The organism is Embleya sp. NPDC059213, assembly GCF_042754445.1.
In the GTDB taxonomy this organism is placed as follows: domain Bacteria; phylum Actinomycetota; class Actinomycetes; order Streptomycetales; family Streptomycetaceae; genus Embleya.
In genome coordinates this window covers 1-12,420 of record NZ_JBHZAV010000243.1, presented here as the reverse complement: position 1 = coordinate 12,420, position 12,420 = coordinate 1, and the positions used below count along the sequence as shown (strand labels likewise).

Below are 12,420 nucleotides of genomic sequence, written 5' to 3'. Positions count from 1 at the left end.
TTCCCGACCCCGGCGTCCCGGCCGCCGTGGACCCGGCCCGGGCCCTGGCGTTCCTGGACCGCTTCCACCGGGAGACCGGGTCGCCGGTGGATCGGGACACCCGACGACGCGAGATCGTCGAACAGATCCGAACCACCGGCACCTACATCCACACCTCGGCCGAACTCGTCTGGGGTGCCCGGGTCGCCTGGCGCAACTCGGCCCGCTGCATCGGCCGGTTGTACTGGAACAGCCTGGTCGTCCGGGACCGCCGGCACGTGAGCCGACCGGAGGAGGTGGCCGCCCAGTGTGCGGGACACCTGCGGGAGACCTGGCGCGGCGGCCGGATCCGGCCGACGATCACCGTGTTCGCGCCCGACGCCCCCACCGGGCCCAGAGTGCGGATCTGGAACGAGCAGTTGATCCGCTACGCCGGCTACCGCCGGGCGGACGGCGCGCTCGTGGGCGACGGGCGCAATCAGGGCATCACCGAACTCGCGCACACCCTCGGTTGGCGCGGCGCGGGCACCGACTTCGACCCGTTGCCCCTGATCGTCGAGGGCGCGGACGGTCGCCTGCGCTCGTACGCACTGCCCCCGGACGCGGTCCGCGAAATCCCGCTCACCCACCCCGAACACCCCGGATTCGCCGCCCTGGGCCTGCGCTGGCACGCGATCCCGGCGATTTCCAACATGCGCCTGGAGATCGGCGGCGTCTCCTACAGCGCGGCGCCGTTCAACGGCTGGTACATGGGCACCGAGATCGGTGCCCGCAACCTGGTCGACGCGGACCGCTACGACATGCTCCCGGCGATCGCCGCGCTGTTCGGCCTGGACACCTCCAGCGAGCGCACGTTGTGGCGGGACCGGGCCTCGATCGAACTCAACCGCGCCGTGCTGCACTCCTTCGACGCGGCCGGCGCGACCATCACCGACCACCACACCGAATCCGACCGCTTCCTTCGGCACGTCGAACGCGAGACGGAGGCGGGCCGCACGTGCCCCGCGGACTGGAGTTGGATCGTGCCACCCGTCTCCGGCGGCCTGACCCCGGTCTACCACCGCTACTACGACGACCACGACGAGAGCACGCAAAGCCCCGCCTACCTGCTCGACGAGGCCGCCGGCCACCGCTCGGCGGGCCGCCGTCCGTGGGCCGGTTCCGGGAGCGGGGCGAACGAGTGAATCCGGCGGACCGGGCCACCCCTGCCCGGTCCGTCGACGCCTCGATCCGGACCGCGAATCCCGCTCCCGGCCGCCGGCCGAGCGGGTGTTTCGCCGGTGGCGGGCCGGGAAATCTCGGGGGCCGAAGTCGCGACAAGGCTCCGGTCGGCGCGTTCTCGACGACACGTCGTGGCATCAGGTGAAGGAATGGAACGATGGCTACAGGCAAGGTGAAGTGGTTCAACCCGGACAAGGGCTACGGCTTCATCGAACAAGACGACAAGGGCCCGGACGTGTTCGTGCACTTCTCGGCCATCCAGAGCACGGGCTTCCGGCAACTGGAGGAGAACGACAAGGTCGAGTTCGACGTCGTCCAGGGCCCCAAGGGCCCGCAGGCGGAGAACGTCACCGTCAGCACGGGCTGACGCGTCGCGACCCGCTCGCATGACGACCGGGGCACCCCCGGGACCGACGTCCCGGCGGGTGCCCCGGCTCGTGCGGCCGCCGTCCCTTTTTGTAGGTTTTCCCGCACACCACTGCCGTTCGGCAGCACCGGTGTTCGCAGCACCCGACCTCAGGGGGAACCTCGATGAAGCGTTGGCCTGCCGCCCTCGTTCTCGCCTTCGGTATCACCATCGGCGCCGGCGGTGCCCAGACCGCGGTCGCCGCCGGCTCGCACGGTCCGTCGTGCGCGGCCGACGCGTCGCCCGGGCACACCCGCCGGCACCTGCCGGAGGCGGAGATCTTCGTGACGAACAACACCGCCGTGATCAGCGACCCGAACGACCCGCGACTGAACACCCGATTGACCGGGTTCGCCTGCGAGGTGCGCGCGATCATCCGCGCCCATGGCGCCGATCCGGAGAAGTCCTCACTGCTCGACGGTGTGTTCTGGTCCGGCGAGTTGCAGAACACCACGTATGAACGCTCGCGCGAGTTCGACGTCGACGACATCGACGCCGCGCAACTCGCCCACGTGGCAGAGATTCTGCGCAAGCGCTTCGCCCAGGAGTCGGTACTGACCTTCGAATACCTGCGCGTCGACTCGCCGCGCGCGGACGCGATCGAGGTCGAGGTGCCGGGCGTGGACGTACGGCGGCTGCACGACGGCCTGGTCGCCGATCCCGAGGCGCGCGACCGGCTGTTCGGCGGCTCGGTCACCGTCCGGGGCGGCAAGCTGATCCTGGTCGCCGACCGGGCGGACCTGGCCCTGGTCCAGCGCTTCGTCGGCACCCTGGGCGGCGACTGGTCCAAGGCCACGATCCACTACGGAGACCGCGAGTTCGTCGGCTAGGCACGCTCCGAGACACCACACGCGAGGGGCCGCAGATGCGACCCGGATCGGACTTCCGATAGTCGCATCTGCAAGGCATATCTTCCCTTTGCCTGGCAGTTCAACATATTGTTGCGCCTTGTCGCTCGCACCTGCGAGCTCGACCCAGTCGCTGCCGTGGGGGACTTCGCCATGCCCAGACACCGATCCGTCCGCATCGCCGTCGCCGGCTCGGTGCTGGCCGTGCTCGTCGCCGGGTGCGGCGATTCGAAGAACGATTCCGCCCCGGCGAGGAAATCCGCGACCGCGCCGCCGCCCGCGGCCGCCGCCCCGGCCGCGCCCCTCGCGCCCGCCAAGCCCGGAGAGGTGGTGATCCGGGGCAAGGTCGCCCGGCCCGGCACGCTCACCCTGGCCGACCTGCGCAAGCTGCCTCGGGTGAGCGCGACCGTGGAGTACGGCAGTGCCAAGGGCGCCCAGAAGCACACCTACGAGGGCGTCCCGCTGTACGACGTGCTGAACGCCACCGGCCCGACCGTCGACCCGGCCGTCAAGAACGGCAATCTGCGGTTGTTCGTCGCGGCGACCGGCGGCGGCAACTACCGGGCCGCGTTCGCGTGGGCCGAACTCGACCCCGGCTTCGCCCGGAGCCAAATCCTGCTCGCGGTCAGCGAGGACGGCGTCCCGTACGAGGACGCCGCCGGGCCGCACCTGGTGGTGCCGCAGGACACCCGGGGCGGACGCTACGTCTCCGAGTTGAACGCGTTGTACGTGGGCAGCGTGGACGAACCGGTCGACAGTGGCCGTTGAGCACCCGCTGAGTCGGCGCGGTCTGCTCGCGGCCGGCACCGGTGCCTTCGTCGCCGGCGAGCCGGCCGGCGCGGCGGTGCCGGGCCGGGCGCGAACATCCGGCGCGGACGCGGTGATCCCCTTCCACGGGCCGACCCAGGCGGGCATCCTGACCCGCCGTCAGCCCTACGCGGTGCTGGCCTCGTTCGACCTGCGGCCCACCGTCGACCGGGCGGGCGTGCGGGAGTTGCTGCGTCGGTGGACCGATGCGACGGCCCGGCTGACCCGGGGCGCGCCGCTCGATGCCGGGGCGGCGACCGGCGCGGGCATCGACGCCGACGTCCTGCGCGGCGCGGGGCCGGCGGCGCTCACCGTCACCTTCGCTTTCGGGGCGGGCCTGTTCGCGGGTGTGGGCTCGCCCCCGCCGGCCGAACTGCGCGCGATCCCGGCCTTTCCCGGCGACGAGCTCGACCCCGCGCACGGCGACGGCGACCTCGTGCTCCAACTCGCCGCCGACGACCCGATCGTGGTCACCGCGGCGCTGCGGGCGCTGCGCCGGTCGGCCGCCGGTGCGGCCCGCGAGCGGTGGCGGATGCGCGGCTTCGCGTCGCCGGACAGCCGGCGCAACCTGATGGGCCAGATCGACGGTACGGCCAACCCGGACGCGGTCGCGGACGTGCTCGTGCCCGCGGCCGGCGCGCCCGCGTGGCTGGTGGGCGGGTCGTACCTGGTGCTGCGCCGGATCCGGATGTTGCTGGATCACTGGGAGACGCTGCCGCGCGAGCACCGCGAACAGGTGATCGGCCGCCGGTTGTCCGACGGCGCGCCGCTGACCGGCGGCACCGAGCACACGCCCGCCGACTTCGACGCCGCGGGCCCCGGCGGTGCACCGGCGATCGCGGCCAACGCGCATGTGCGGCTCGGCGCGCCCCGATTCAACGCGGGGGCCACGATGTTGCGCCGGGGCTGGTCCTACGACGACGGCCCGCGCGCCGACGGCACGCCGGACGCGGGCCTGCTCTTCCTGGCCTGGCAACGCGACCCGCACCGCGCGTTCGTACCCGTACAACAGCGGCTCGCGCGCGGCGACGCGCTGTCCCGCTACACCGTCCACGAGGCGTCCGGTCTGTATGTCGCGCCGGGAGGTTGTCTACCGGGCGAGTATCTCGGGCAGGCCCTGCTGGAGGGGTGAGCCCGGCGTCCGGAAGGGTGCGCCCGGCGTCGCGACGCATTCGGCCGGGCCGACGGGCCGGTCGGATATGCGCTTGGCACGGCTGCCGCTTCGCGGTATCGATTCGGGTATGTCACGTACCTTCGAAGATCTGTTGGCCGAGGCCGAGGCGGCCTCCGTGGACGGCTGGGACTTCTCCTGGCTGGCCGGGCGGGCCACCGAGGCACGCCCCTCGTGGGGCTATCAGCGCCTGATGGGCGAACGGCTGGCCGGTGTGTCGGCCGCGCTGGACATCCAGACCGGTGGTGGCGAGGTGCTGGCCGGCGCACCGAAGTTGCCGGCCACGATGGTCGCCACCGAGTCCTGGCCGCCGAACGTGGCCAAGGCGACCCGGCTGCTGCACCCGCTCGGCGCGGTCGTGGTCGCCGACCCGGACGAGCCGCCGCTGCCGTTCGCCGACGCCGCCTTCGATCTGGTCACCAGCCGGCATCCCGCGTCGGTGTGGTGGGCCGAGATCGCCCGCGTACTCCGCCCCGGCGGCACCTACTTCGCGCAGCACGTCGGGCCCGCCTCGGTGTTCGAACTGGTCGAATACTTCCTCGGACCGCAGCCCGAGGCCCGCAAGAGCCGACACCCCGACATCGAGAGCGCCGACGCCCGGGCGGCCGGCCTGGAGATCGTCGATCTGCGCCCGGAGCGATTGCGGATGGAGTTCTTCGACATCGGCGCGGTCGTCTACTTCCTGCGCAAGGTGATCTGGATGGTGCCCGGCTTCACCGTGCCGGCCTACCGGGACCGGCTCCACGAGCTGCACGAACTCATCCGGCGCGACGGACCGTTCGTCGCGCACTCGACCCGATTCCTGATCGAGGCGCGGCGGGCGCGGCCACCGGCGGCCGGGGAAGCGGGTGGGGCCGGGTGAATGGTCCGGCCGGGTGACAGGGCGTAGCCGGTGTGGCGGTCCCGCCGTTGAAGGGGACATGACGCACACTCGACGCATGCTGGCCGCCCTCCTGCTCACCGCGGGCACCGCCGCCCTCACCGCACCGGTCGCCAACGCCGGCACCGGCCAGGACATCGCGCTGAACACCTCGGACCGCAAGGCCCCGGCGGGCCAGGGCTCCCAGACCTCCGATGCCCTCGGAAGCACGATGAACTCGCTGGTCAGCGGCCTCTCGCACTGACCGAGCCGGGCCGGACCGGCGGCGGGCGCCGGCCACCATGCTCCCGCCACCGGTCCGGTCCGCCGCGCCCGCGCACAGCGGCGCGGCGGCGCGGCGGCGCGAGGCCGGGCCGACCTCCCGGCGGCGGGGCGGTAGTCAGGGCATGCCGGCCAGGCGCAGGAGCGCGGTGGTGGCGATCGCGGTGAGCACCACCACCGGGAACGGTGCGCGGCGAATCGCCAGGACGGCGGCGGCGAGTACGCCCGCGGGCCTGGACCAGCCGGCGAAGTCGTGGCCCTCGGTGAGGGTGCCGACGCCGATCAGCGCGACCAGGAGCACGGCGGCGGCGATCCCGAGCAGTCGCCGCGCCTGCTCGGGCAGGTGGATGCGGTCTCGGGAGAGGGGACCGACCAGGCGGAAGGCGTAGGTCCCTGCGGCGATGAAGGCGATGGCGAGCAGCGGCATCAGGACGGCTCCCGGGGCGGGGTGAGCGGGGGTCGGCGGGGTGGGAGCAGGTGGGGGATCAGCCCGAGCAGGGCCAGGAGTACCGGCACTCCGGCCGGCAGGTAGGGGGTTGCGGCGAGCGTGACGGCGGCGCCGAGCAGTGCCGCGTTGCGGGTCGCGCGGTCGCGGAGCGTGGGGAGCACGAGGGCCAGGAGTACGGCGGGGAAGGCCGCGTCCAGGCCCAGCGCGGTCGGGTCGCCGAGGCCGGTGCCGGCCAGCGCACCGCCCGCGACGGCCAGGTTCCAGGTGACGAACAGGGCCGTCCCGCACAGCCGGAAGACCGCCCGACGCCGCGCCGGGTCGGTGTGCCGCAGTGCGAACGCCACCGTCTCGTCGGTGATCAGGTGGGCGCCCGCCAGTCGGGTCCACCGCCGGCGCCGGTCGTCGAGCACGTCCGCGACGGTGAACCCGAACGGCACCAGCCGGGCGTTGAGGACCAGTGCGGCCAGGACGGCCGCCACCGGGCTGCCACCGGCGAGGACCACCCCGACGGCGGCGAACTGGGCGCCGCCGGCGAACACGAACACCGACATGACGATCGGTACCCACGGATCGAGGCCGCCGGTGACGGCGATGGCGCCGAAGGACGCACCGACCACGGCGTCGGCCACGCAGACCAGGAGGATGTCGCGGAGGGTGCCGCGATCGAGTGTTCGGTATGACGAACGCATGTCCGGTACAGTGAACGAAGTGGCAGTCGTTCGTCAAGCCGAACGAAACAACTTCTGGAGCGAACACTTGGCCGGTCCCGTCCTGCCCGAACCCACGCCCGCACCCGACTCCCCCGCACCACCCACCGGCCCGATCGCGCTGATCGCGGTGTCGGCCCGGCGCGAACGCGAGCGCGCGAGGTTGTCGCTGACCGAACTGGCCAAACGCGCCCGAATCGCCAAGTCCACGCTGTCCCAGCTCGAAGCCGGCCTCGGCAATCCCAGCGTGGAGACCTTGTGGGCCCTGGCCGTCGCGCTCGGGGTACCGCTGAGCCGGCTGGTGGACCCGCCGCACTCCAACGTCCGGGTGATCCGCGCCGGTGACGGTCCGGTCGCCCACTCGGAGCAGGCCGACTACGCCGCCACGCTGCTCGCCACCTGCCCGCCCCACGCCCGCCGCGACCTGTACCGCGTCGTCGCCCAGCCCGGCGAGCCACGCAGCTCCGAGCCGCACCCGCCCGGCACCGTCGAGCACGTGGTGCTCGCCACCGGCCGCGCCCTGGTCGGCCCGATCGAGGACCCGGTCGAACTCGCGCCCGGCGACTACATCACCTACCCCGGCGATGCCCCGCACATCTTCGAGGCGCTGGCCCCGGACACCTCGGCGATCCTGGTCAGCGAACACGTCTGACCCCGGACCCGGCCGAGTCCGACGCATCGAACCCGGCCGGAATCCGACCCGTGCCGGCCGGTCAGCCGGTCGGGTACGGCCACGGATTCGCGTCGCACACCTTGCCGTTGTCCGCCCGGCTGCTCTTGGTCTGCTGCATCATCACCGGCGCCACGCCGCCCGGCCCGCATCGGGTGCTGTGCTGCCGGCCGAGTCGATGGCCCACCTCGTGGTTGATCAACATCTGCCGATAGGTGCGGATGTCGTCGCCGTACGCGGTCGAACCCTGGGCCCAGCGCCAGCCGTTGATCATCACCCACGGCGTTCCGTTGGCGTTGCAGGACACGTTGGACACGCTGGTGTCGCCCACGATGGGAGAGCAGATCCGGTGCAGCGTGCCGGGACTGGACAGCCGCACCACGAAGGACGCGCCCGCGTCGTCGATGCGATCGAAGGTCAGGCCGTCCCGGGCCCAACTGCGCGAATCGTTGAGCGTCTGCTGCACCATCGCGGCGAACAACGTGCCATCCAGCGCGAGGCCCTCCTCGATCTCCACCCGATAGGCGAGGTGCTTGCCGGTCCCCGGCCCGGTGTCGCCGCCCGCCACCGTGACGAACCGCCCGCCGAGCTTGAGCGTGGGCTCCAACGGGAAGCGCAGACCCGCCAGGGTGTCGGGGTCCTGCGACGCGGGTGCCCGAACCGGCAGGTCCCGCTGGGCCGACGGCTGCTCGGGCAGCGGTATCGACTCGGGCGGTCGCGCACTCGGCAGCGGCGTCGCGCCGATGTCGACGGTCGGGGCACCGCCGTCGGAGATCCTGGGCACCACCGCCAGGAGGCAGCACGCGACGGCCGCCACGCCCACCCCGAGCAGCAGGCGACGCACGGCGCGCGGACGGCCGGCGGAACGGGCGTGGGCGCCGGTTCGGGTGTCGCCGGCCCGCGGCTTGGCCCGACGGCCCGTGCCGCGCCCGCTCACCCGGTCCCCACGAAGGTCGCCGGGAGCCGCCGGGCGACCGGTTCCCAACGTGGGCTCCGGGCGATCTCCGCGCCCTGCTGGTCGGTCAGCGCCGGTCTCGGCTTGCCGGTCTGCGGGAACTTCCCGTCCAGCGGTCCGTTGGCCCAGAGCACCCGCAGCAGGCCCGAACCGACCGACATGTACAGCGCCTGGGCCCGGAAGATGCCGTCCGGACCCTGTACACCCTCCGTCGCCACCGCCTGGCCCTCCCGTTCCGGCGCCAGGCACTTGATGTTGTGCTTGAGCCCGAATTCGTCCGTACGCTCGCCCGCGGTCCGCAGGGCGCCTCGACAGTCCGCCAGGTCGCCGGGCCGCAACGACACGGACACCACCCCGACCGGGCCGAGGCCGTCGTCCCGGGTCACCTCGGCCGAGATGCCCGTCTCCGGGGCGTATCCGGTGCGCGCCGCCGACCAGTTGCCCGCCGGCAGCAGGCCGGAGAGCACCGTGCCGAGGTCTCGCGCGAGCGCCGCCCGGGCGACCTCGGTCCCGCCGTCCGCCGCCGGCACGGTGCGTCGGGCCACCGTCGGCACCGGGATCGCCGCCCGCTCGGGATCCGTGTCGCCGGGTTGCAGGGCGAGCGTGGCCGCCCCGCCCACGGCCACCACCGCGACCACCGACGCCACGATGCTCCCGGCCCGGACCAGGACGCGCCGGCGCCCTCGGGACGCCGCGCGGGCCACCACGTCGGCCATCGGGCGGCTGCCGTGGTGGGCCATTTCGTCGTCGAGCCGACGTCGGAAGGCTTGTTCGAGTTCGACGTCGCGGTCGCTCTCGGCGTCGGTTTCGATGTCGCCGTCGGGGCCGACATCGGGGCCGGGGATTGCCTTGTCACGTGCCATGGTCACCCCCTCTCTCGTTCATATCAATGCATGTCGATACATATGGATGGCCCCGGGCGCGGTCGCGCCCGTCGGCCGACTCAGCCCACCAGCGGGTTGACCTCGAGCGTGCCGCGCAATCGGGCCAGTGCGCGCGGCCCGGCGCTCTTGACCGCCGAGCCGGACATGCCGAGCATCTCGGCGACCGCCTCCACGCTGTGGTCCTCCCAATAGCGCAGGACCACCACCGCCCGATCGCGCGGTGACAGCCGCATCAGTGCGTCGATCAGCGTCATCCGCACGTCCGGGAGATCCGGGTCGGCCGACGGGTCGGGTCGACGCTCCAGCGCCGACGCGTCGATACCGGGCAGTTCGGTGGAACTGCGACGGCGTCTGCCGTCCAGGTACGCGTTCAGGAGCACCCGCCTGGCGTACGCGTGTGGTTGATCGGTGTGTTCGATCCGACGCCAGGCCACGTACAGCTTCTCCAGCGCGATCTGGGTGAGGTCCTCGGCGAGATGCCAGTCGCCGCACAGCAGATACGCCGTCTGACAGAGGCGGTGCGCCGAGGTCCGGGCGAACTCGGTGAACCCCTCGCGGCCCTGTGGGCCCATCCCGTCCTCCCTTCCTGCCGCTTCCGTCCCTGATCAATACGCATCCGACGACCCGGAAGGATGCATGTGGTCTGCGTCACAGGCAGGAACGACCCGGTGGCCCGCCGCACCGACGGCCGGCCGGACCTGCACGATTCGCCGCGAACCCACCCCGGAGGTTCGGAACGTGCCACCCGACGCGCCGATTCCGCACCTGCCGGCACCCGGCGATCTGCCGTTCGTCGCGCACGAGTGGTTCGGGCATCCCGGCGATCCTGGACCTTCGTACTGGTGCGCTTTCGGGGCCACGCGCCGGGGTCGGCCGACCTGCGCGAACTGGTGCGGTCGCGCTGGGAGTCGGTGCCGCGGCTGCGGCTGCGGGCGGGCCCGACACCGACCGGACACCGACGCGGGCGTCCGCACTGGGTCGTGGCCGACGAGCTCGACCCGGAGCGGCAGGTGGTCGCCGCGCCGCTCGCGCCCGGCCCGGACGCGCTGCGCGAGCGGGTCGACGAACTGCTCGGCGAACCACTGCGGTCGACGGTGGACACCTGGCGGATGTACCTGCTGTCCGGCCCCGAAGTCGACGGGTTCGCCGTGCTGTTGCGGGTGCACCACGCGGTGGCCGACGGAGTCTCGGTGATCCGGCTGCTGGAGCGGCTGATGGGCGGGGACGCCGAAACGGGGGCAGCGTGGCCCGGCGGTGCGGTGCGCCGGGTGCCGCCGCGCCCGGCCTCGGTGCGCGGTGTACTGGCCACGGCCGCCGGGGTGTTGCGGCGGAACACACGCCTGCCGTTCAACGGGCGCCCGGGCGCCGGGCGGCACGCGGCCTGGGTGACGGTGCCCGCGGCACCGGTACGAGCCGCCCGGCACGCGGCTCCGGGCAGCGTGCGCCCGACCGTCAACGACGTCTACCTGGCAGCCGTCGCCGGGGCACTGCGCACCGTCCCGGCGGGCCGGGCGACCCCCTCCCGTCCCCGCGTCGCCGCGCTGGTCCCGGTGAACATGCGCACGGCGGACGAGGCGTCCCGGATCGGCAACGTGGTGTCCTTCTTCCGGATCCCGCTGCCGCTCGACGAGTCGGATCCGCCGGCCCGGTTGGCCCGGGTCCACGCCGAGACCGTGCGGGCCAAGTCGATCGGGCAGGCCGCCATCGCCCGAACCGCCATCGAGGTCGCCGCCCGATCACCGCTGCCCGCGAGCCGGCTCGCCGGCCTGATCACCATGTCCGCGGGTTATGCGAACACCAGTTGCACCAACATCCCCGGCCCGCGCACCCCGTTGGTCCTGCTCGGCCGCCCGGCGGTCGAACTGGTCGCGGCACCACCGCTGATGGGCGCGCAGAACGTGGTCTTCGGCTTCACCGGCCACGGCGACACCTTCACGGCCGGCGTCACCACCGACCGTGCCCATCGCGAACTGGCCGACCGGCCGGCCCGGGCCCTCGGCGTCGAGTTCGAGAACCTGGCCGCCGCCGCGGCACGCTGAGCCGGGTCGCTCCGCGCCGGGCCCGAGCCGACCGGGAACGACGGACCGACGCACGCGTGTCGCGATCGGTCCCCTGTGTGGCATGTCGGGACATCGGTGTCGGCCCCATCCGGGTCATACGTTTCTCCTGTAACCCGGAACGGGCACGACGCCGCCGATCGATCGGGTCGCCGGTCGCTCCGCCGCGACCTCGACGAGGCGCGCCCGCCCGGACACCCACCCCTGCGAAGGAGAACCCGCGATGAGTGACGTCAGGATCCTCGGCATTTCCGGCAGCCTGCGGGCCCAGTCGCACAACACCCTGCTGCTGCGCGCCGCGCAGAAGTTCGCCCCGGGCGGCATGGACATCGAGATATACGAAGGATTGCGGGAGATACCGCCCTACGACATGGATCAGGACAATCCGGACGATCGTCCCGCCGTCGTCGCCGACCTGCGCCGGCGGATCACCGAGGCGGACGGTCTGCTCATCGCCACACCGGAGTTCAACTACTCGATCCCCGGTGTGCTGAAGAACGCGATCGACTGGGTGAGCACCGACTGGACCAAAACCGAGGGCCTGCCGCTGCTGCGCAAGCCGACCGCCATCATGGGGGCGGCCCCCACCAACTTCGGATCGGTGCGGGCGCAACTGGCCTTGCGCCAGGTGTTCGTCTGGACGCACACCGATGTGATCGGCAAGCCCGAGGTGATCGCCTTCCGGTCGCACGAGCGCTTCGACGACGCCGGCAACCTGATCGACGGGATGACCATCAACCTGGTCGGGGAGTTGCTCGTCGCACTCGCGGAGCGGATCGACGGCAAGTGATCGACCGCCGGGCCCGGTCCCGGCGCGACGAGCCGCGGAACAAGACGCGGAACGAACCGTGCGCCGAGGTCCGGGCCGGGCCGGAAACCGGCAGAAACCGGTCGCGTGACCTTCGGCCCACAGCGGACACTTGGTCAGCGAGGGCGCGCGGCCACCGGCGAGGGACGACGACCGAGCGACCACCGAGCAATCACCGACCCACCCGACCCGGCCTCGGCGGCGACCGCCGAGGTCCGTTCGACCCACCCGGGCCGCCGGGATCCGACTGCGGGGAGCGCCGTCGGGCCATGGTGCGGCCCCGATGCGCGCGAGGGAGGGGTTTCGCCGTCACGGGGC

15 protein-coding genes are annotated in these 12,420 nt (G+C 72.8%); 10 read left to right on the top strand and 5 right to left on the bottom strand.

The features are described 5' to 3' along the window. The 7 genes from ACFXMF_RS43265 to ACFXMF_RS43235 form a co-directional block, all read left to right on the top strand. On the top strand, positions 1-1,163 hold a 1,163-nt coding region (locus ACFXMF_RS43265; protein WP_380021158.1), incomplete at its 5' end, for a nitric oxide synthase oxygenase. 194 nt (positions 1,164-1,357) lie between these two features. Further along, positions 1,358-1,567, top strand: coding sequence for a cold-shock protein (locus ACFXMF_RS43260; protein WP_360319522.1), 210 nt, complete (start codon positions 1,358-1,360; stop codon positions 1,565-1,567). Positions 1,568-1,731: 164 nt separating this feature from the next. Beyond that, positions 1,732-2,436 carry a hypothetical protein gene (locus ACFXMF_RS43255; protein ID WP_379992026.1) on the top strand — a complete coding sequence of 235 codons (705 nt, stop codon included), beginning with the start codon at positions 1,732-1,734 and terminating at the stop codon, positions 2,434-2,436. A 171-nt stretch (positions 2,437-2,607) separates the two neighbouring features. Continuing rightward, the gene (locus tag ACFXMF_RS43250; RefSeq protein ID WP_360319518.1) at positions 2,608-3,222 is read left to right on the top strand and encodes a molybdopterin-dependent oxidoreductase; all 615 of its coding nucleotides are present in this window, start codon (positions 2,608-2,610) and stop codon (positions 3,220-3,222) included. Continuing rightward, the gene (locus ACFXMF_RS43245) at positions 3,212-4,393 is read left to right on the top strand and encodes a Dyp-type peroxidase (protein ID WP_360319516.1); all 1,182 of its coding nucleotides are present in this window, start codon (positions 3,212-3,214) and stop codon (positions 4,391-4,393) included. The genes ACFXMF_RS43250 and ACFXMF_RS43245 overlap by 11 nt, the downstream gene beginning before the upstream one ends. Before the next feature lie 109 nt (positions 4,394-4,502). Next, complete coding sequence (locus ACFXMF_RS43240; protein WP_379992025.1) at positions 4,503-5,294, top strand: class I SAM-dependent methyltransferase; 792 nt, start codon at positions 4,503-4,505, stop codon at positions 5,292-5,294. Positions 5,295-5,370: 76 nt separating this feature from the next. Beyond that, entirely contained in the window at positions 5,371-5,556 is a 186-nt protein-coding gene (locus ACFXMF_RS43235) for a hypothetical protein (protein WP_379992024.1), read from the top strand. 135 nt (positions 5,557-5,691) lie between these two features. On the opposite strand, the gene ACFXMF_RS43230 is transcribed toward ACFXMF_RS43235, so the two are convergent. Together ACFXMF_RS43230 and ACFXMF_RS43225 are read right to left on the bottom strand one after the other, a co-directional pair. After that, complete coding sequence (locus tag ACFXMF_RS43230; RefSeq protein WP_360319510.1) at positions 5,692-6,000, bottom strand: AzlD domain-containing protein; 309 nt, start codon at positions 5,998-6,000, stop codon at positions 5,692-5,694. Continuing rightward, the gene (locus ACFXMF_RS43225) at positions 6,000-6,710 is read right to left on the bottom strand and encodes an AzlC family ABC transporter permease (RefSeq protein WP_360319509.1); all 711 of its coding nucleotides are present in this window, start codon (positions 6,708-6,710) and stop codon (positions 6,000-6,002) included. Before ACFXMF_RS43225 ends, ACFXMF_RS43230 begins: the two co-directional genes overlap by 1 nt. Positions 6,711-6,792: 82 nt before the next feature. Here ACFXMF_RS43225 and ACFXMF_RS43220 point away from each other — a divergent pair, with 82 nt between their 5' ends. Next, on the top strand, positions 6,793-7,380 hold the full coding sequence (locus ACFXMF_RS43220; protein WP_379992385.1) for a helix-turn-helix domain-containing protein: 588 nt from the start codon (positions 6,793-6,795) through the stop codon (positions 7,378-7,380). A 61-nt stretch (positions 7,381-7,441) separates the two neighbouring features. Here the strand turns inward: ACFXMF_RS43220 and ACFXMF_RS43215 are convergent, their stop codons facing one another. The 3 genes from ACFXMF_RS43215 to ACFXMF_RS43205 form a co-directional block, all read right to left on the bottom strand. Further along, positions 7,442-8,335 carry a DUF3152 domain-containing protein gene (locus ACFXMF_RS43215; RefSeq protein ID WP_379992377.1) on the bottom strand — a complete coding sequence of 298 codons (894 nt, stop codon included), beginning with the start codon at positions 8,333-8,335 and terminating at the stop codon, positions 7,442-7,444. Next, a complete protein-coding gene (locus ACFXMF_RS43210) occupies positions 8,332-9,216 on the bottom strand; it encodes a hypothetical protein (protein WP_379992378.1) in 885 nt (294 codons plus the stop codon). The genes ACFXMF_RS43215 and ACFXMF_RS43210 overlap by 4 nt, the downstream gene beginning before the upstream one ends. An 80-nt stretch (positions 9,217-9,296) precedes the next feature. Then, positions 9,297-9,809, bottom strand: a complete 513-nt coding sequence (locus ACFXMF_RS43205) for a SigE family RNA polymerase sigma factor (protein ID WP_379992379.1) — start codon at positions 9,807-9,809, stop codon at positions 9,297-9,299. Between the two features lie 270 nt (positions 9,810-10,079). Here ACFXMF_RS43205 and ACFXMF_RS43200 point away from each other — a divergent pair, with 270 nt between their 5' ends. Then, on the top strand, positions 10,080-11,276 hold the full coding sequence (locus tag ACFXMF_RS43200; protein WP_379992381.1) for a WS/DGAT domain-containing protein: 1,197 nt from the start codon (positions 10,080-10,082) through the stop codon (positions 11,274-11,276). A 241-nt stretch (positions 11,277-11,517) separates the two neighbouring features. Continuing rightward, a complete protein-coding gene (locus tag ACFXMF_RS43195; RefSeq protein ID WP_379992383.1) occupies positions 11,518-12,084 on the top strand; it encodes an NADPH-dependent FMN reductase in 567 nt (188 codons plus the stop codon). The last annotated feature ends 336 nt before the right edge of the window (positions 12,085-12,420 follow it).